This is a genomic window from Psychrobacter phenylpyruvicus DSM 7000 = NBRC 102152, assembly GCF_000685805.1.
In the GTDB taxonomy this organism is placed as follows: Bacteria; Pseudomonadota; Gammaproteobacteria; order Pseudomonadales; family Moraxellaceae; genus Psychrobacter; species Psychrobacter phenylpyruvicus.
In genome coordinates this window covers 56550-74407 of sequence record NZ_JMKP01000003.1, presented here as the reverse complement: position 1 = coordinate 74407, position 17858 = coordinate 56550, and the positions used below count along the sequence as shown (strand labels likewise).

13 protein-coding genes are annotated in these 17858 nt (G+C 43.0%); 4 read left to right on the top strand and 9 right to left on the bottom strand.

Annotation, left to right across the window (positions count from 1 at the left end; all coding sequences use genetic code 11):
* Positions 1–252: 252 nt before the first annotated feature.
* The 6 genes from G561_RS0101825 to G561_RS0101800 form a co-directional block, all read right to left on the bottom strand.
* The gene (locus tag G561_RS0101825) at positions 253–1863 is read right to left on the bottom strand and encodes a polyamine aminopropyltransferase (RefSeq protein ID WP_051584313.1); all 1611 of its coding nucleotides are present in this window, start codon (positions 1861–1863) and stop codon (positions 253–255) included.
* 62 nt (positions 1864–1925) lie between these two features.
* On the bottom strand, positions 1926–3707 hold the full coding sequence (gene msrAB, locus G561_RS0101820; protein ID WP_051584312.1) for a bifunctional peptide-methionine (S)-S-oxide reductase MsrA/peptide-methionine (R)-S-oxide reductase MsrB: 1782 nt from the start codon (positions 3705–3707) through the stop codon (positions 1926–1928).
* A gap of 210 nt (positions 3708–3917) precedes the next feature.
* The gene (locus tag G561_RS0101815; RefSeq protein WP_051584311.1) at positions 3918–4358 is read right to left on the bottom strand and encodes a hypothetical protein; all 441 of its coding nucleotides are present in this window, start codon (positions 4356–4358) and stop codon (positions 3918–3920) included.
* An 83-nt stretch (positions 4359–4441) separates the two neighbouring features.
* Entirely contained in the window at positions 4442–5323 is an 882-nt protein-coding gene (locus G561_RS13765) for an ATP-binding cassette domain-containing protein (protein ID WP_051584310.1), read from the bottom strand.
* A gap of 62 nt (positions 5324–5385) precedes the next feature.
* On the bottom strand, positions 5386–7398 hold the full coding sequence (locus G561_RS0101805; protein ID WP_227674039.1) for a glycine betaine ABC transporter substrate-binding protein: 2013 nt from the start codon (positions 7396–7398) through the stop codon (positions 5386–5388).
* 205 nt (positions 7399–7603) lie between these two features.
* Positions 7604–9016, bottom strand: a complete 1413-nt coding sequence (locus tag G561_RS0101800) for a coniferyl aldehyde dehydrogenase (protein ID WP_028858026.1) — start codon at positions 9014–9016, stop codon at positions 7604–7606.
* Positions 9017–9503: 487 nt separating this feature from the next.
* On the opposite strand from G561_RS0101800, the gene lipB reads away from it, so the two are divergent.
* The 4 genes from lipB (at position 9504) to G561_RS0101780 (ending at position 14671) form a co-directional block, all read left to right on the top strand.
* Positions 9504–10253, top strand: a complete 750-nt coding sequence (lipB, locus tag G561_RS0101795) for a lipoyl(octanoyl) transferase LipB (RefSeq protein WP_028858025.1) — start codon at positions 9504–9506, stop codon at positions 10251–10253.
* A gap of 28 nt (positions 10254–10281) precedes the next feature.
* Positions 10282–11028 (top strand): hypothetical protein, encoded by a 747-nt coding sequence (locus tag G561_RS0101790; protein ID WP_028858024.1) that lies wholly within the window; start codon positions 10282–10284, stop codon positions 11026–11028.
* 127 nt (positions 11029–11155) lie between these two features.
* Positions 11156–13060, top strand: coding sequence for a dihydroxy-acid dehydratase (gene ilvD, locus G561_RS0101785; protein WP_028858023.1), 1905 nt, complete (start codon positions 11156–11158; stop codon positions 13058–13060).
* A 366-nt stretch (positions 13061–13426) separates the two neighbouring features.
* Positions 13427–14671: a cation:proton antiporter gene (locus G561_RS0101780; RefSeq protein WP_028858022.1), complete on the top strand. Its 1245-nt coding sequence runs from the start codon at positions 13427–13429 to the stop codon at positions 14669–14671.
* Between the two features lie 30 nt (positions 14672–14701).
* Here G561_RS0101780 and G561_RS0101775 read toward each other — a convergent pair whose 3' ends face one another.
* The 3 genes from G561_RS0101775 to G561_RS0101765 all read right to left on the bottom strand — a co-directional run bounded on the left by G561_RS0101775 (position 14702) and on the right by G561_RS0101765 (position 17740).
* Positions 14702–16051 carry a serine hydrolase domain-containing protein gene (locus G561_RS0101775; protein ID WP_028858021.1) on the bottom strand — a complete coding sequence of 450 codons (1350 nt, stop codon included), beginning with the start codon at positions 16049–16051 and terminating at the stop codon, positions 14702–14704.
* 173 nt (positions 16052–16224) lie between these two features.
* The gene (locus G561_RS0101770; RefSeq protein ID WP_028858020.1) at positions 16225–16737 is read right to left on the bottom strand and encodes a protein tyrosine phosphatase family protein; all 513 of its coding nucleotides are present in this window, start codon (positions 16735–16737) and stop codon (positions 16225–16227) included.
* 103 nt (positions 16738–16840) lie between these two features.
* Complete coding sequence (locus tag G561_RS0101765; RefSeq protein ID WP_028858019.1) at positions 16841–17740, bottom strand: MaoC family dehydratase; 900 nt, start codon at positions 17738–17740, stop codon at positions 16841–16843.
* Positions 17741–17858: the final 118 nt, after the last annotated feature.

The window sequence follows — 17858 nt, the reverse complement described above, 5'->3', positions numbered from 1 at the left end:
TCGACCCAGATTACTATTGCTAATAAATACTAAGGACCAATTGCTAATAAATACTAAGGACCAATTGCTAATAAATACTAAGGACCAATTGCTAATAAATACTAAGGACCAATTGCTAATAAATACCACCAAGCCTTACTTACTAGCATTAGGTGTTGCGGCGTTATAGCAGCATTTATTTTATTTACTTTATTGCTGTTCTACTTTATTTCTATACTGACTTTATTCGGTATAAGCTCATTACTAAACAAGCTATTCATCAGACCAGTCTTGTACATAGTAATGCACCAGTATTTGCTTATCTAAAGTGTTTGGCTCCACCTCAACCGGCTGCATATCTGGCGGGAATGTAAACATTTCACGACTGACTGAAGGAGTCAAAAACTTCATAGGTAAATCATATTGTGTGGGCGGCGTAAAGAAGGCATTCGGACTACCCACTATAAACCCCCACTCCCCAAATGAGGGCACGTATGCGTGATATGGCGTGGTCTTAAACCCAGAAACCTGCAACGTTTTATCAATTGACCAAAAAGATTTGGGCGCATAATAAGGCGAAGTAGCTTGTACTACCATCAGTCCCTCTGCGGTTAAATGGTCTTTCACCATATGGTACATAGGTTCAGAATATAGCTTGGCTAAGCTGTAATGTGATGGATCAGGTAAGTCAATAATAATGGCATCAAAGACCTCATCATTTCCCTCGAGCCACTTATAGGCATCAGCATTTATCACACTCACCTTGGCATTATTTAGCGAATCATCATTAAGCTTTTTAAATCTGGGCGACTCCGCAAAGAACTGCGTCATCTCCGGATCTAAGTCGACCAAAGTAATATGATCCACAGTCTTATACTTTAAGACCTCACGAGCCGCCATCCCATCTCCGCCGCCTAAGATAAGTATATTTAAATCTGGCTTAGTAGCTCGAGTGCTATCGCTAAGCTTCTGCATAATTGGATGCACTAAAGCCTCATGATAGCGGTATTCATCTCGGGTAGAAAACTGTAAGTTACCATTTAAGAATAGCTGCAGATGACCACTTTTTTCAGTGACAATTAAACGCTGATACGGGGAGTTTGTAGCAAAAACGACTGGTGCTTTAAATAACTTTTGTTCTGATAATCCCACCAAGCGATCAGCAAAAATTAAACCGGTCAACAACAACACCATCGCTACCAAAATACGCACAATCAGCCGACTTCTTATCTTGGCATGGTTTGCACGTTGCTGCTTCTGTTCATCAGCATTCAAACCTTGATTGTCAATTAACGCGACTTTAGGATAGAAATGCCAAGCGGTCCAGCCTGCTACCAATACGTTCAATATCCCAAACAGCACCGCTGAACGGGCCAAACCAAGCATCGGTGCCAACACTAAAGGAAATAATAGTGAAACCGCCAAAGCCCCCAGATAATCAAAGGTCAATACACGGCTAACCAGCTCATGGAAAGCCTGCTTTTGTGAGTTAAAAATGCGCATTACCAGTGGGATTTCCATACCCACTAAGGTACCGATACACACCACTAGCGCATACAAAATGGTCTTGAAGGTTGGTAACCAAGCGAAGGCCAAAAACAGCCCAATAGCAGATAACCCACCGACCAGTCCTACCAATACCTCAATCTCAATAAAGCGTTGTAACACCTTATCCTCAGGCACGTACTTCGACAGATGCGAGCCAATACCCATTGCAAATAAATAGGTACCGATAATGGTAGAAAATTGCAGTACTGAGTCACCCAGCACATAACTTGCCAGCGCTCCAGCGATAAGCTCATAAGCTAGGCCACAAGAAGCAACAATAAAGACCGACAACACTAAAAGTGAGTCGGTTTGCAAACGTTTAAAGGACAAATTCATAAATCAGATTCTTGTATTTCTTATATCGCGGGTCATTGGCATTGCACAGATGAGCTGTTTTTTTACTTAACAGGTTTTAATGCTACTTGGTCCACAAAGACACCGTATCCTGACTGCGCCATTTTATCGACTGGGATAAACTGCAATGCGCCGCCATTAATACAGTAGCGCAGACCCGTTTTGTCTTTTGGTCCATCATTGAATACATGCCCTAAATGCGAGTCGGCCACTCGAGAGCGTACCTCAGTACGCACCATATTGTAGGCAGTATCTTTGTGCTCAGTAATCACCTCTGGCGCAATAGGTTGCCAGAAGCTGGGCCAACCACAGCCTGAGTCATACTTATGGGTCGATAAAAACAAGGGCTCACCACTGACCACATCGACATAGATACCAGGTGCAAATAAGTGATCATACTCATGACTAAAGGCACGCTCGGTACCTGCCTTTTGGGTAATGTTATACTGCGCTTTGGTTAAGGTGTTTTTTAAGGCATTTTTATCAAAATTAGCATAACGCTTTGGGTTCAGCGCCTCTGCTACGGTAGTGGCAGGTGCTAGCTTAGGTGCTTTGGCTGTGGGTGCTAACTTATCATCCGCCATGCTTAAATCAATATGGCAGTAGCCATTAGGATTTTTGGCCAGATAATCTTGGTGATACTCCTCCGCTAAGGAGAAGTTTTTTAGCGGTTGATGCTCGACCACAATAGGCTTAGTGTATTTGGACTCAATAGACTGTAGCGCCTTATTAATCACTTCTTTATCAGCTGCATCGGTATAGTAGATACCGGTACGATACTGGACACCACGGTCATTGCCTTGTTTGTTTAAACTGGTTGGATCGATAACGCGCAGATAGTACTTTAAAACAGTTTCTAAATCTATTTTATCGGTGTCATACACTACCTTAACTGTTTCGGCATGACCAGATCCAGCTATCACTTGCTCATAACTTGGGTCAGTCAGGCTTGGATTGCCATTGGCATAGCCAGATATAGCATCCACCACCCCATCGACACGCTCCATATAGGCCTCTAATCCCCAGAAGCAGCCCCCTGCCAAATATATAGTCTTGGTATTAATAGGTGCACCATCAGAATTGTAGTAGACCCCATTTTTATTATTAGGGCTATCGGCTTTGGCATTCGCTGTGCTAGCCGCGCCTGTTTGAGTGGGTTTAGCGCTGCTATTTTTTAGCGCTGCAAAGTCATTACCTGCGTTTTGGGCCAAAGCATAGGCCTGCTCTTCACTCAAATTACCTTTAATCAGACGTACTAAGTTACCCTGCTTATCAAAGATAGCCCAACTGGGATAGACCTGTACCCCCAACTGTTTGATTAAGCTACCCGAGCTGTCCATTAATACAGGCAGCTTAGGATAATCTGCCTGTACCCCTGCATACCACTGAGTGAAGTCTGTCGTCTCTTTTTCATTGAGATGCCCAGGACTGGCCACCGTCAGTACATTTAATCCTGCAAAAGCCGCATCTTTTCGCCACGTTTCAGTTTCTTCAAGCGTCCCTAAGCACAAGGGACACCAACTTGCCCAAAATTTTACCAAAGTTGGTTTATTAGTATCCAACACCGCAGCGCCATTCTGCCCCAAGCCTTCAGTTAGCTGAGGCAACTCCTTTAATTGATTCAACACATCGCTTGGCAGCATATCTCGGCTGTCAGTAATACCACTGTTTGAGGACTCCGCTGTGGGCTTAGCATTATTATCTTGAGCCACTTTGCCACAGGCAGGCAACAAGCTGCCGCTAGCTACAATAAAGCCCGTCAATAGCACAAGGCGCTTTAATTGTGGCCGCTTGTGAACGGATATGTGAGTTGCTGAGTGTGACATGGGTGCAGTACCTTTTTATTTACTTAGGCTATTTCGCTTAAGCGATTTATATTCATAACCTTCAGGCTATATCTCTATAATGGCGACTGTTGGTTATTATTGCAAAGGAGGATTTGTGATAAGTATAAATTTAGATAGGTTTTAATAGTTCTATTTGTTGAACGAATTAGGTGTAGATATCTATTAGACTTGGGTTATTTTTCTTCTGTGTTAATCACACAACCCTTCACTGGCATACTGCGGCAAAATAACCACTTCTACTTGATACCCTGCAACCTTGTTTTCGGTTGCCATTAGATTTCGTGCAATACGTAATTTATATTTACCATCCTCCGGAAGACAGCCTTGGTACACGATGCCCCCCTTACCTCCGATTTGCTGCTTGGATGGCATATATAATACGCCGACGTTGGCCGTCTCAGGTGTACCTGCTTTTGGTAGCAAATTAATCACAGCATATTGACCTTTTTCAGCCTTAAACTGATACCAAGTATCTTGCCTGCCGGATAAAATCTGACCAGTTGCACTACCCACCACACTGCCCTGATTAAACTTAATCGATTTAATCTCTTTCGCTACGCCTACTGAACTAAACGTCACTAGCGCCGTGATAGTGATAAGGTTAAAAAAGGTTTTATAAGATATTTTCATGGTAATTAACCTCTTTTATTCTTCGAAAATTTCGATTTTTTCAAAACTTATATTATTTAAACTTATATTATTTAAATGACACCCTACCCTTTAGTCACCATAAAGCGCTCAACATAAGCATCAGCAGGATTGTCCTGTAATTGCTGCGGAGTACCTGTTTGGACCAAACGTCCGCCGTTTAAGATACTAATACGGCTGCCAAGCTTGATCGCCTCGTCAATATCATGGGTAATAAACACAATGGTTTTATTCAGCTTGTGCTGTAACTCAAGTAACTGGTCCTGTAATTGACCTCGGATTAACGGATCAAGTGCCGAGAAGGCCTCATCCATCAAAATGATGGGCGTATCCACAGCCAAGGCTCGTGCTAGTCCAACTCGCTGCTGCATACCCCCTGATAACTCGTCAGGATAGCTACTCTCTATACCCTCAAGTCCCACCTCAGACAGCCAATGCCGTGCTATCTCATGACGCTCGGACTTAGGCATTTTTCGTACTCGAAGTCCATAAGCCACATTTTGGATTACAGTCATGTGCGGCACCAGACCAAAGTGTTGAAACACCATACTGACGTTGTTTTGGCGAAACTTCTGAAGTGGCTTATCACTTAGACTTAAAACATTAATAACTTTGGATTGATCGGACAATCGCTCGGCACTATCTAGATAATCGGGCGTACCTGCGCTGTGCTGAGTATCAATCCAAATTTTGCCTTGAGTGGGATCAATTAATCGGTTGATATGACGGATTAAGGTTGACTTACCGGAACCTGATAACCCCATAATACAGTGTAGTTCGCCCACCTCAACACTTAAATTTATATCATATAGCCCCACCGAATAGCCGGTCTGCTCTCGCACCTCAGCACTACTCATGCCCTGCTCCAATAGCTTAAGCACTTTGGCAGCTTCACTGGTACTGGCATCAAAAACTTTACTGACGTTCTCTAATCGTATGTGACTCATGGGATCATCTTTTGCTAAATAGGTAAAATAAAAAAAGAGCTTAGTAGGGTTTTCAAAGTGGTTTAGGGTGCCTGTTTATAATTGTGGTTTGAGTGTTTTAGCTCATCACGCGCCCGTCGCCCCTGACCAAATGCCTGAGTAATACGGTCAATAACAATCGCCATAATTACAATAGCTGTCCCTGCCTGCAAGCCCTGACCGATATTTAGGGTCTGAATGGATTGTAGTACATCTTCGCCAAGCCCTGGCGCACCAATCATTGAAGCCAATACCACCATAGACAACGACATCATTACCGCTTGGTTAATACCAGCCATGATACTTGGCAGCGCTTGCGGCAGCTTAATCCAAATTAGCAACTGCTTGTGATTACTGCCAAAAGAGCGGCCCGCCTCTACCATCTCATGCGGCACTTGCTTGATACCAAGCATAGTCAGACGAATCAGCGGCGGCAAAGCATAAATAACGGTGGCAAATAACGCTGGCACTTTACCAATACCAAATAGCATCAGCACTGGAATTAGATAAACGAAACTTGGCATGGTCTGCATCACATCTAGCACTGGTGTCACCACCCGACGCAAGCGGTTACTGCCGGCCATTAAGATGCCCATAGGAATACCAATCAGCATAGTCACAATCACCGAGACAATCAGCAATGCCAAGGTCTGTACTAAGGCTGCCCACAATCCAAAGGCACCGATTAAAAATAGCCCAATAGCACAAGTGGCCGCAAACCAAATCTTACGAGTTGCTAGCCAGCCAAGTAGCGCTACCAAGCCAATAATCAGCCAAGGCGGCGTAATATGCATTAGCCTTTCTATCGGTAACAGTAGATAGGTTAAGGTGAGGTGACTAATGGAGCGAAACACTTCACCGAAATTTTGGACTACGTAGCTAAGTGAGTTATTTAGTTGGTTTTCAAATGACCATTCTGGGAACCAGCTAAAGTCGGCAAGGGTGTTGCTATTGAGGTTAGCTTGTCCTGAATTATTGGCCAAAGAACCATCAGCGCCCTCTAAGGACACATTAAGCGCATTGGCTAAATTTTGCGCTGCTTCAGGCGTTAGCCACTGCTGCCAAAGCTGCGGGTTTTGTTGTAAAAACAGTTTAGCTTGCTCTTCCCCACTGCGCTTGCTCTCACTCATCTGCAAGATAGCACCGTTAAGAATATCGGGGGTAAACTGCACTTTTTTAAAGGCCGTAACCAGCTCGGGATGACTGTCTAGAAAAGGGGTAGAGACTGCGACACCTAGATTCGATACCGGAAAACCTGAAACACACTTGGTCTGACTTCCGGCATCAAGCAGCTCATCCCAACACTGCTCATCGTGCTTGGGAAAAGGAATCTCGGCAAAGTCATATTTGGCCATAAGACCGGTGGGCTGCCAGTAATAAAACAACAGCGGTTTACGCTGCTCAAAGGCAGATGATATCGCCGCATCCAGTGCTGCACCAGTACCAGGGTGGACATTATTGAATTTAACCCCTTCACTATTTGGGGTGGTTAAACCGGTATTTTGGAGCAAATGAGTATTAAATACCTCACAGGTCCAGCCAGTAGGACAGTTCAAAAACCTCGCATTCGAAGGATTTTCAGGATCGGTAAATAAATGGGCATATTTGGGTAAATCCCGATAGCTCTTAAGCTCAGGATTGTCCTCAAGTACATATTTGGGCACATACCAACCTTGGGTAGCACCGCCCTGTAAGGTATCGCCTATGACGGCTGCTTTATTTGCTGCAATCGCCTCTTCCATAATCGGCGAACGTCCAATCCACTGCTCCCCAATGACTTGTATGTCATCTTGCGCCAATGCAGTTTCTAAGGCAGGCCCAGTTCCTGGCACCAACTCAGTTTCGCAGCCATAGCCCTGCTCTGCAATAGTTTGCAGCACTGAGGAGATAAATTGACCACTCTCCCAAGTCAAAGAACCAAACTTCACTGGCTTGCTATCGCCCGCCCCACAAGCTGCTATAGCCGGTGACGACAATAGGGAGAAACACAACAGTAGCAGGCCCAATAAAGAGTAGTGTTTGATACAGTGATGTTGACGTGAGTTAGATGGGCGCAAAGCAATACCTATTTTTTATTATTGTGGTAAAAATGTCTAAATGATTCGAAAATCACATATATCGGTTATACCGTAATTTAATAAAAATTACCAATACAGAGTGTAGCTTTTAAAGTAAAGGCCCCTCTAAAATTTTAGAAGGGCCTTTATTAATAGGATTACTGATTTACAAAACCAGTTAGTAAGTTATTGACTTAGTAGCTGACTATTTTATTAAAAACTTCAGTCCTTTTCTAAATAGCTCACTATAAGGCGGTAACATGAGACTCATCGCATTAAGTTTCGATTGCACAAACACTGGTTTCATATGACTTAAACGCTCAAAACCTGTTTTTCCATGATAAGCACCCATACCTGAATGGCCCACGCCCCCAAAAGGCAGCTCATGTTGGGCCACATGCATAATGACTTCATTGACCGCTACCCCGCCTGAAACGGTGTAATTGCGCACGTAGTCAATATCCTCATTATTTTCACCAAAGATATATAGCGCTAAGGGGCGCGGACGACTGTTGACGAATTCGACTGCGTCACGCAAACCATTAACATGTACTAAAGGTAAGACCGGTGCAAAAAGCTCGTTTTGCATTACCTCACTCTCTGGATCTGGATTAAGCACAATCACCGGAGGCATTAAACGAGTTTCTGCATTGGCCGTCACATTGGTCAATGGAACAACCTGCTCAGTAGGCAATTGTTCTAAATAACCTTGGACTCGCTTAAACTGACTGTCGTTAATAATGCGGGTATAGTCTTCATTATTGGCAATACTCGGATAGTGCTTTTCTACCCACTGCTTCGCTAATTTGACAAACTTACTGTGCAGTGAAGAATTAATCAATACATAATCAGGCGCAATACAGGTCTGACCAGCATTTAGTGTCTTGCCCATCATCACTCGATTTACGGCATTTTCTAAATTCACTTCATCTAATATAACAACCGGAGACTTTCCGCCTAGCTCTAAAGTCACAGGCGTCAAGTTAGGAGCAGCGACAGCCATCACTTTTTTGCCCACATTGGTTGAGCCCGTATAAAGCAGATGATCAAAAGGCAAGGCACTAAATGCCTCAGCTATATCTACCTCACCAACAACAACAGACACCACATCAGATGAAAAATGACGAGAAACCGCTTCGGCAAAAGCTTCAGCAAATAGTGGCGCCGATTCACTCATTTTAATCATAATGCGGTTGCCAGCAGTCAACGCATCTATCATAGGGCCTACTGCCAAAAACAGAGGATAGTTCCAAGGAACCATAATACCCACCACCCCTAAAGGTTGCGGCTGAATCTCATTATGGGCAGGGCGATAGAGGGTTGAGATAGGCACACGGCGGGTCTTCATCCAAGACTTGCCATGCTTCTTGGCATGAGCAATCCCTTGGAAACTTGGAAATAGTTCTGCGAAGTTAGTCTCGTCTTTACTTCGATTACCGAAGTCTTGACTAATTGCGTCAGCGAAAATCTGCTTACTTTCAGCCAACATATCCTCAAGACTTTCAAGTAAAGCTTCTCTATCCGTCCATGAATTGATAGGACGTTTACGGCTCAGTTTGTGCATATAGTCAAACTGCGAGGTTAACTGCTCTTTTGTGGTAATAATACTTTGACTCATTCAAACATCCTTATGATTGTGTCATTATTAATTGTTATGTAACTCACTAGGCCGATATACTATTTTATAAACATAGCACTTTTATAAACATAGCATTTTTATATCTTAGGCGATAGCAACTCTGTAGCTTATAACATAGTAGTTTTACATCACAGAATTACAACCTATATCGACATATCTGTTAAATATTCAGCCCAACTTGTAAGTCTGTATAAAAATAGCACAATTAATTGTTGATGGTGCTATTAATTATTTAGTTTCGCTCGTTGGTAAAGCTCGTAAAAACCCTTTTTGCAAGCTTAGCGCAAGCCTATCAACTATGCATTAGACCTAATATTGCTGTCTTTGATTATAAGAAACTTACCCCAAACCTTGCCTTTTTTAGTTATCATAGGGTGTTTAAAACTTTCACTGCTGTTGATGGTGAATTTATTTATAACAATCTGTCTCTTAAAACTAAAAATTAGTTGATTATGGCTGTTTTAAAATGAATAACAATACTAGCCCAAACCCTACTCCAAATAATGCTCCAATCATTCGAACTCTATTAAATGCCGACTATAATGGCACTCATGATGCCATGCTAAACACTACTTTGTCGCGTATTGAGAGTAAGAAACAAGGTATCACAACCCCAGATGAGCTATGGGTAGTTGAGCATAATGATGTTTATACCTTGGGTCAGGCAGGCAAAGAGGAGCACATTTTACAACGGGTAGATACACCGATTATTCACACCGACCGCGGCGGACAAGTGACCTGGCATGGCAAGGGACAACTGGTATTATATTGGCTAATTGATTTGAACGAGGCCAATTGGTCAGTCCGTGATATGGTATCCCATGCTGAACAAAGTATCGAAGATGTGTTAAACAGCTGCTTGGCTCAGGACTCACAACATCAATTTTATGCCAAATCTCGGCGTGATGCCCCTGGGGTGTATATCTACAATAACGACGATTTAATGTTAGGTAAGATAGCCTCCCTAGGCTTTAAGATTAAGCATGGTTTTAGTTATCATGGCATTGCCTTAAACCTGACTTGTGACTTGGCAGTATTTAATGCCATTAATCCGTGTGGCTATGCAGGAATGAAAATGTTAAAACTAGAAGACTTTGTAGACTTAGCTGCGACACCAGAAACGCCAATCAGTGATTTAGCTGTAACCAAACAGTTGCTGTCAAACATCCAAAAGCGTCTTGCAGGCGATATCCCGCTACACCCTATCAACAAATAATAAAGCAATTCATCACGAGAGTTAAATTATGACCACAGACACAAGCTTTGGGACAGCAACATCTTCTCCTGAGCATACTGACCTCAATATTACGGCAAGCCTAGAGTCTGTGCCTACTAACGATGAAACCCATCAGACTTCTGCGACCGACAGCTTGCTAACCAACCCTAATACCTTAATACTAAATGAGCTATTAAGTGATAAAGAGACACCTTGGCAGGTTCATAATTGCAAAATTATAGACAAGTCAGTAACTCAAGAACAGCTATTGCCGTTTATTTATCATCATGATGCCCTATCTGATGAGCTAAAGCAGTTGCACCCTTTAACCGGCAATCTGTTAAAGCAATTTCAAACACCCATGTCAGCACGACAGGCGGCTGAGCTGCTGGGTATAGATGCTGCCTTAGTCCCTACTCCTTGGATGGTAAAAATAACAGGTACTTTGGTTATGTTTTGCGAGCGGCTACAGATTGCACTGAGGCTAAAATTCACCAATACTGCCAAAGACTATGATCCTGTCTATACTGCGACCGCTGACAAGGCAATAGAAGCTTCGATGCAAGACTGGCATTTTTATGGCGATATTTTTGTGCTCAATAAAGGCAGCAAACCGCTGATCATGACGGTTGATCCTGAATGGATAGAAATTCCACAGTTGCCAGAATATCAACTATTACCTGGGGAGTATGGTTTGGCTACTTTGGCCTTATTAGAAGAAAACAAGTCCCATATTGCTAATTTGCAAGAGGCTATTAGCCAAAGACTGGTATAGTAATTTAGCCAAATGAATCATAATATTAGGTTATAGATAGACAATCTTATTTGCTTTAACCAAAATCGGATTAATAGGTTACAATAGCCGATAGTAAATGAACCTCTAAAGATAAAAAGGATGTTGTATGCAATACCGCTCTAAGACTTCAACTTCAGGCCGTAATATGGCAGGCGCTCGTGCTTTATGGCGTGCCACGGGTATGACTGATGGTGATTTTGACAAACCTATTATTGCCATTGCCAACTCATTTACTCAGTTTGTGCCAGGTCATGTCCATCTAAAAGATATGGGACAATTGGTAGCAAGAGAGATTGAAAGAGTCGGCGGTGTTGCCAAAGAATTCAATACCATTGCTGTCGATGACGGTATTGCGATGGGTCATAGCGGCATGCTGTACTCTTTGCCTAGCCGCGACTTAATTGCAGACTCAGTAGAGTACATGGTAAATGCTCACTGTGCAGACGCTTTAGTGTGTATCTCCAACTGTGACAAAATTACTCCAGGTATGTTAATGGCAGCTATGCGCCTAAATATCCCAGTGATCTTTGTTTCAGGCGGCCCAATGGAGGCAGGTAAAGTATTGGCCGAAGACTTAGCGCCAAGCCACAATCTAGATGCTCCAGTAAATGAAGATGGCAAAAAAATCCGTAAGCTTGACTTAGTAGACGCTATGATTGACGCCGCTGACGATAATGTTAGCGATGCTGATGTGTTAGAAATTGAGCGCTCAGCTTGCCCAACTTGTGGCTCATGTTCGGGTATGTTCACTGCCAACTCGATGAACTGCTTGACCGAAGCTTTGGGTTTATCACTTCCAGGTAACGGCTCCTTACTGGCTACTCATGCCAAACGTGAAGCCTTGTTCCTTGAGGCCGGTCGCCGCATTGTCGATCTAGCCAAACGTCGCTATGAGCAAGATGATGAGTCGGTATTGCCACGCTCTATCGCTACCAAAGCCGCTTTCGAAAACGCCATGAGCTTAGATATCGCTATGGGCGGCTCAACCAATACCATCTTGCATTTATTAGCAGCAGCACACGAAGCGGAAGTTGACTTTAAGATGGCAGATATCGACCAGTTAAGTCGCCGTGTGCCGTGCTTGTCAAAAGTTGCTCCTGCTACCCAAAAATACCACATGGAAGATGTGCATCGTGCCGGCGGAGTATTGGCCATCTTGGCTGAGCTAAACCGCGCTGGGCTATTAACCACAGACATTCCAACTGTACATAGCAGTACCCTGCAAGAAGCTTTAGAGATGTGGGATGTGATGAATACGGATCATCCTAACCATGAAGCAGCTCGTGACCTTTATATCGCAGCACCAGGTGGTGTGCGTACCACTCAAGCATTCTCCCAAAACAAAGCTTGGTCAAACCTTGATCTAAACCGTGAATCTGGCTGTATTCGTTCTGTCGAAAACGCTTACTCTACCGATGGCGGTCTAGCAGTGTTGTTTGGTAATATTGCTGAGCGTGGCTGTGTGGTAAAAACTGCCGGTGTAGATGAAAGCATTTTAACTTTTACCGGTCGTGCCCGTGTATTTGAATCACAAGATGAAGCGGTCGATGCTATCTTGGCAGATAAAGTAGTAGCCGGTGATATCGTTATCATTCGCTATGAGGGACCAAAAGGTGGTCCGGGTATGCAAGAGATGCTATACCCCACTTCTTACTTGAAGTCGAAAGGTTTGGGTAAAGAATGTGCGTTACTAACCGATGGTCGCTTCTCTGGTGGTACCTCTGGTCTATCAATCGGTCATGCCAGCCCAGAAGCGGCTGAAGGTGGTGCTATTGGCCTAGTTGAGGAAGGTGATACTATCCACATTGATATCCCGAACCGTAGTATCAATCTTGAAATCTCTGATAGCGATCTTGCTAAACGCAGAGAAGAAATGGAAGCTCGTGGCAGTAAAGCTTGGAAGCCGGTTAACCGTGAACGTTATGTGAGCCAAGCTCTACGCGCTTATGCTGCCATGACTACCAGTGCTGACACCGGTGCTATCCGTGATGTGAGCCAAGTTGAGCGTTAAACTGTAAAACATGGTCATTGTAAAAAAGTCAGCTTCGGCTGGCTTTTTTAATGCGTAAAATAAAGCTGGCAGTGCCCCTACTGTTTTGAAGTGACTTATAAAAATTACTTCATTTAAAAAAAGCCGTTTCAAGATTTCGAATTTACCAAACTACTAAGCTTATTTGTTTCCATTAACTAAAGAATAACGGTTTTTGTTGGTTATTGCTTCATTATGACTGCCCTTAATATTTTATAATTTATTTATCTGCCGCTGAGATTTCTGGTCTGGCTCACCCCAAACATAAGGGTCGGTTTGCTGTTTTATGCAGATAAATTGAGGTAGATAAAATTACTACCTTCCACCTTCTAAAGTAATTGGGTCATTATGATAGAAAACTACAACCACTTTTTATTAGTTTGCGGCATTGCTTTTTTGATGGGAGGGCTTGCTCCTTATTTTTTAAAACGTTTGCCCCTGTCTTTACCCATGTTACAGGTTATATTTGGCTTGATTATGGGTTACTTTTGGACCAGCTTTCCTTTTTTAAGTCCTATTGATAATGGCACGTTTGTCGAAAAACTTTGTGAACTGGTAGTTTTGGTGTCGTTAGTTGGTGCAGGTATTAAACTTGATACCCCTCTTAAATACCAAAGATGGCGACCTACTATACGTTTGTTACTGATAACCATGCCTTTATGTATCGTGGCTATGGCCGCATTGGGTCATTATATATTTAGTTTAAGTCTAGGCGCAGCGCTACTACTTGGAGCGGTATTAGCACCGACCGACCCTGTACTGGCCGCTAGTGTTCAAGTGGGTCCCCCTAATGGTGATGGAGAAGACTTACCTCGTTTTACGCTAACCTCAGAAGCGGGTCTTAATGACGGTCTTGCCTTCCCTTTTGTTTACCTTGCTATCAAAATTGCAGAGCAATTCACTACCACCGACAAGGTAACCGAAAGTCTACTATTTGATTGGTTTACTATGGATGTGGTTTGGCGAATTGCAGCAGGTCTAGCTATTGGTATAGCCGTCGGAAAATTTATTGGCCGTATTGTTTTTTCCAATAGAACTAAAGAGACAGTAATGTCACAAGGCTACCTAGTCATCGCCATTACTCTTCTCGCTTATGGATTGGCCGAGTTTATTCATGGCTATGGCTTTATTGCAGTGTTTGTGGCGGCATTTGCTTTTAGACGTACCCAACATGGCCATGATTACCATGAGGAATTGCATGACTTTGCCGAGCAATCAGAAGGTTTATTGATGTCATTAGTGTTGGTTATCTTTGGAATGGCACTGGGTCAAGGACTTAGTTCTGGGGTAGAGCTAACTTGGCAAGTTTATGCAGCGAGCCTAATTATATTGCTATTAGTACGCCCCCTTGCAGGCTGGATAGGCTTAACAGGCTTGAGCTTACCTCATAAACAACGTTTCGCTATTGCGAGCTTAGGCATACGGGGCATAGGTACTTTTTACTATTTGGCTTATGCGCTAAATAAGGGCGTTTTTGATCCTACTGAAGCCAACGATTTATGGGTTATTTGTTCCATCGTAGTGATTGGCTCAATCTTTATCCATGGCGTAACTGCGCCCATGTTGATGAAGCTGTCTACTGGAACAAAGTAACTTAAAGCTGTCAGTGAGTAAAATAATCAACTAGCTTTGTTTATCAAGCCATTGCAAAATGGTTTCGGTAATCGCAAACTGGCGAATATCGGTACTCATGACCACATCATAATTATGGACGTAGGCCACAGCAAGCTCCCGCTTAACATCACACCAAGCCACTGAACCATTGTAGCCCATGTGACCAAAGGCACAGCTTAGCTCCTCATCATTAAAGCAGCGGCTAAAGACTCTATGATAACCCAGACGCCACTGCATACTGTGCGGATTAGCGGCTGGCATAATGGCATCTGCACCTTTGACATGAATCTGTGACATTTGCTGAAATACTTGCTCAGATATAAACTGTTTACCCTGCCAGCGCCCTTTATTGGCAAGCATGGCATACATCTTAGCCAGCGCATCAGCTGAAGCCACATTATTTGCTGCGGGTATCTTTGCCATCAGTGCATCAGCAGTATAATAATTAAAACCCGAGCGGCCAGCAGGCACTAAAGCATACTTAAAGTCTTGCATTTGGATGCTACTCATATCAAAATATAAATTGGCAATATCCAAGGTATTTAATATTGGCTTATCAACATCTTGCTGCTCATAAGCACTCTGCCAACACGGATAAGCCATCAGATTTTGATAAACTTGTAAAGTCTGCTCACTATCAGAGCGCAGCTTAGGCTTAGCACTTCTTTTTTTAGGGGCAGAGGAATCTGACTGTGAGTCGTCTGTTAATCCGATAAAGCTCTCGAAGTCCTCAAAGTTCTTAGCCAAAGTAGCCACATTAGCCAGCTTTTGCTGAGGGACTCCAAAGTAGAGGCTACCTTCTATACCCAGCGGTTGTGCCAAATATTCATCGATAACTTCATTCAGCGTTTGCTTGGTTACTTTTTCTATCAGACCTCCCAATACCCAGCCAGAAACTAGAGCACTATAAGCACTTGTCGCCTGCTCATTGGCTGGAATCCTAGGACTCATCGCCTCAACCCGATTTAACATCTGTGTCCAATCCAGCATATCCTCTGCTGTATCGGTTATGGCTTGAATATTAAATAGCCCGGATTGATGAGTAAGCACTTGGCTCAAAGTGATGTCCTGCTTACCATTTGCTGCAAACTCTGGCCAGTACTTTGCCAATGGTTGGTCATAGTCCAGTAGGTTATGAGATACAAGGATATGAATCAGCGTTACCAACACCCCTTTTCCGGTAGAAAAGTTGAGCGACAAAGTATCTTTGCTCCATGGAATTTGGGGTACGGCGTAGCCAACATTGGCCTGTGCAATCAACTCTCCCTTATGATAAACCACCACAGATCCGCCCGCCGGCGCGTCCTCTAGCTGTAAATTTTTCATCAATTGGGTTAATTGAGCTTGCAGATTATCCATAAATTAACTCTAAAACTAAATTTTAAGAAATGAGATGAGCAGACTATAAAAGGCCTACTTTGAGCGTCTATTTGGCAAATGACAGTCTATTGTTAAAGGCAGCCAGTCATTAAAAGCAACCTGTTATTAAAGACAGTCAGTTAAAGACCATCAATTATTAACAAGGGCAAATATTAGCGAGGCACCAATAAACGCATGCGAACTTCCTCTTCCAGACTACCTAAACCATGCTCCTTACCACGCTGCATAGCAGTATCCATCTTACGACCGCGCAGCCACCCAGCACGCAAGGCTATACAAGCGCCTACTCTATTGCCTGAACCACAATGAAGTAAAGTTTTTTTGCCATGATGCGCTCGTAACGCTTTATCAAACTCCAACAGATTGATTTGCTTTAGATCATCAGCCCCTGCAATAGGCAAGTGAGTATAATGAATACCAGCCGCTTCTACCGCAGACTTTTCATCAAAGCTCAGCTCAGACTCAGGCTGTAGATTGATGATGTGCTCTATACCCGCCTCAGCAATTTTAGTAATCTTTTCTGGAGACAGTTTACCCGTTACTACAGTATTAGCATCCGGGAACTTAGCATTGTCTAATACTTGCTCTAGCGAAGCTTGTAATGACAGTGGTTCTTGTTGTTGGTTTTCAGTACTTTCTGCTGTTGCTGCAACCTCATTGGCCATATTTTTTCCCTTAAAAACGTAATAAATTCAGCCAAAACAATAAGCCTTGGCTGAATCCTAATAAATATAACAATGATAATTTATCTTGCTACTGTTTTAAAGCTTACAGTTTTTTGATAGTACCTGCCAGATGCGGTTTATCGTTTTTGGCACTATATAGATCAAATTCAACAGTGCCAGACTGTTGCAGCTTGTTCAAATTATCACCAATTAACTCAACTTCTGATGGTAGAAGGATCGGTAATTTGAAAGCCACATCCACAGTATACGCCTCTGGTAAGTCCATTAAACTTAAACACTTGGCTTTTGACCACATGCCATGAGCAATGGCTTTGGGGAAACCAAAGGCTTTAGCAGTTACAGCATGAATATGAATTAGGTTAAAGTCACCTGAGATTTTGGCATAACGGCGTCCAATATCCTCTGGAACTGCAAAGATACTGTGCAAGTCATCTTTAGCAGCAGCAGGTTTTTGGTTAACTGTTTTTGGCTTACTGTTTTTATCGCCTGAGTTCTCAGTTTTTTGACGAGATAAGTAAGTCGATGTGCCTTCCCATACCAACTCTTCGTCGCTATAAACTTCGGTAACAAAGTCAAACTGTTTGCCTTTGTCATGATCACGTAGGTTGGCAAAGCTAACTCGCATAGACACCACTTCTGAATCAGCGATACGACGATGCTGGGTAACTGAGTTGGCCACGTGTACCAGACCTAACATAGCAAAAGGGAAAGCCTCATCTACCATCATATTCATTTGTAAAGACTGAGACAACACCGCAAAATAGGTGGGTGGAATTTGACCGTTATCAGCAAAACCACAAATACGGCGATAATTTTGCAAGTTAGTCTTATTAACTTTTAGCTCATTTACTGAATAGGTGGCTTCAGGTAATACATTTTTCTTAGCTTTTTTATTGCCGCCAACGACAGGTAACAATGATTTGATAACTTTTGGATAGGTTTGGCTAGCTTCAGGTAAGCTCTTAAATTCACGAATGGTCATAATTAATCCTTATTATTAATGTATAGGTAATAGCAAATTATTATAAAAAGAGCCATCGTAATGATGGCCCTTTAGCGCAAATATCAAAGATAGCCAAGGGTTTATACTCAGCTAGCAG

Excerpts from the sequence above, each read along its gene's own strand:
- msrAB (WP_051584312.1), bottom strand. The coding sequence starts at position 3,707 with ATGTCACACTCAGCAACTCACATATCCGTTCACAAGCGGCCACAATTA.
- G561_RS0101825 (WP_051584313.1), bottom strand. The coding sequence starts at position 1,863 with ATGAATTTGTCCTTTAAACGTTTGCAAACCGACTCACTTTTAGTGTTG.
- ilvD (WP_028858023.1), top strand. The coding sequence starts at position 11,156 with ATGCAATACCGCTCTAAGACTTCAACTTCAGGCCGTAATATGGCAGGC.
- G561_RS0101815 (WP_051584311.1), bottom strand. The coding sequence starts at position 4,358 with ATGAAAATATCTTATAAAACCTTTTTTAACCTTATCACTATCACGGCG.
- G561_RS0101800 (WP_028858026.1), bottom strand. The coding sequence starts at position 9,016 with ATGAGTCAAAGTATTATTACCACAAAAGAGCAGTTAACCTCGCAGTTT.
- G561_RS0101775 (WP_028858021.1), bottom strand. The coding sequence starts at position 16,051 with ATGGATAATCTGCAAGCTCAATTAACCCAATTGATGAAAAATTTACAG.
- G561_RS0101770 (WP_028858020.1), bottom strand. The coding sequence starts at position 16,737 with ATGGCCAATGAGGTTGCAGCAACAGCAGAAAGTACTGAAAACCAACAA.
- G561_RS13765 (WP_051584310.1), bottom strand. The coding sequence starts at position 5,323 with ATGAGTCACATACGATTAGAGAACGTCAGTAAAGTTTTTGATGCCAGT.
- G561_RS0101780 (WP_028858022.1), top strand. The coding sequence starts at position 13,427 with ATGATAGAAAACTACAACCACTTTTTATTAGTTTGCGGCATTGCTTTT.
- lipB (WP_028858025.1), top strand. The coding sequence starts at position 9,504 with ATGAATAACAATACTAGCCCAAACCCTACTCCAAATAATGCTCCAATC.
- G561_RS0101765 (WP_028858019.1), bottom strand. The coding sequence starts at position 17,740 with ATGACCATTCGTGAATTTAAGAGCTTACCTGAAGCTAGCCAAACCTAT.
- G561_RS0101790 (WP_028858024.1), top strand. The coding sequence starts at position 10,282 with ATGACCACAGACACAAGCTTTGGGACAGCAACATCTTCTCCTGAGCAT.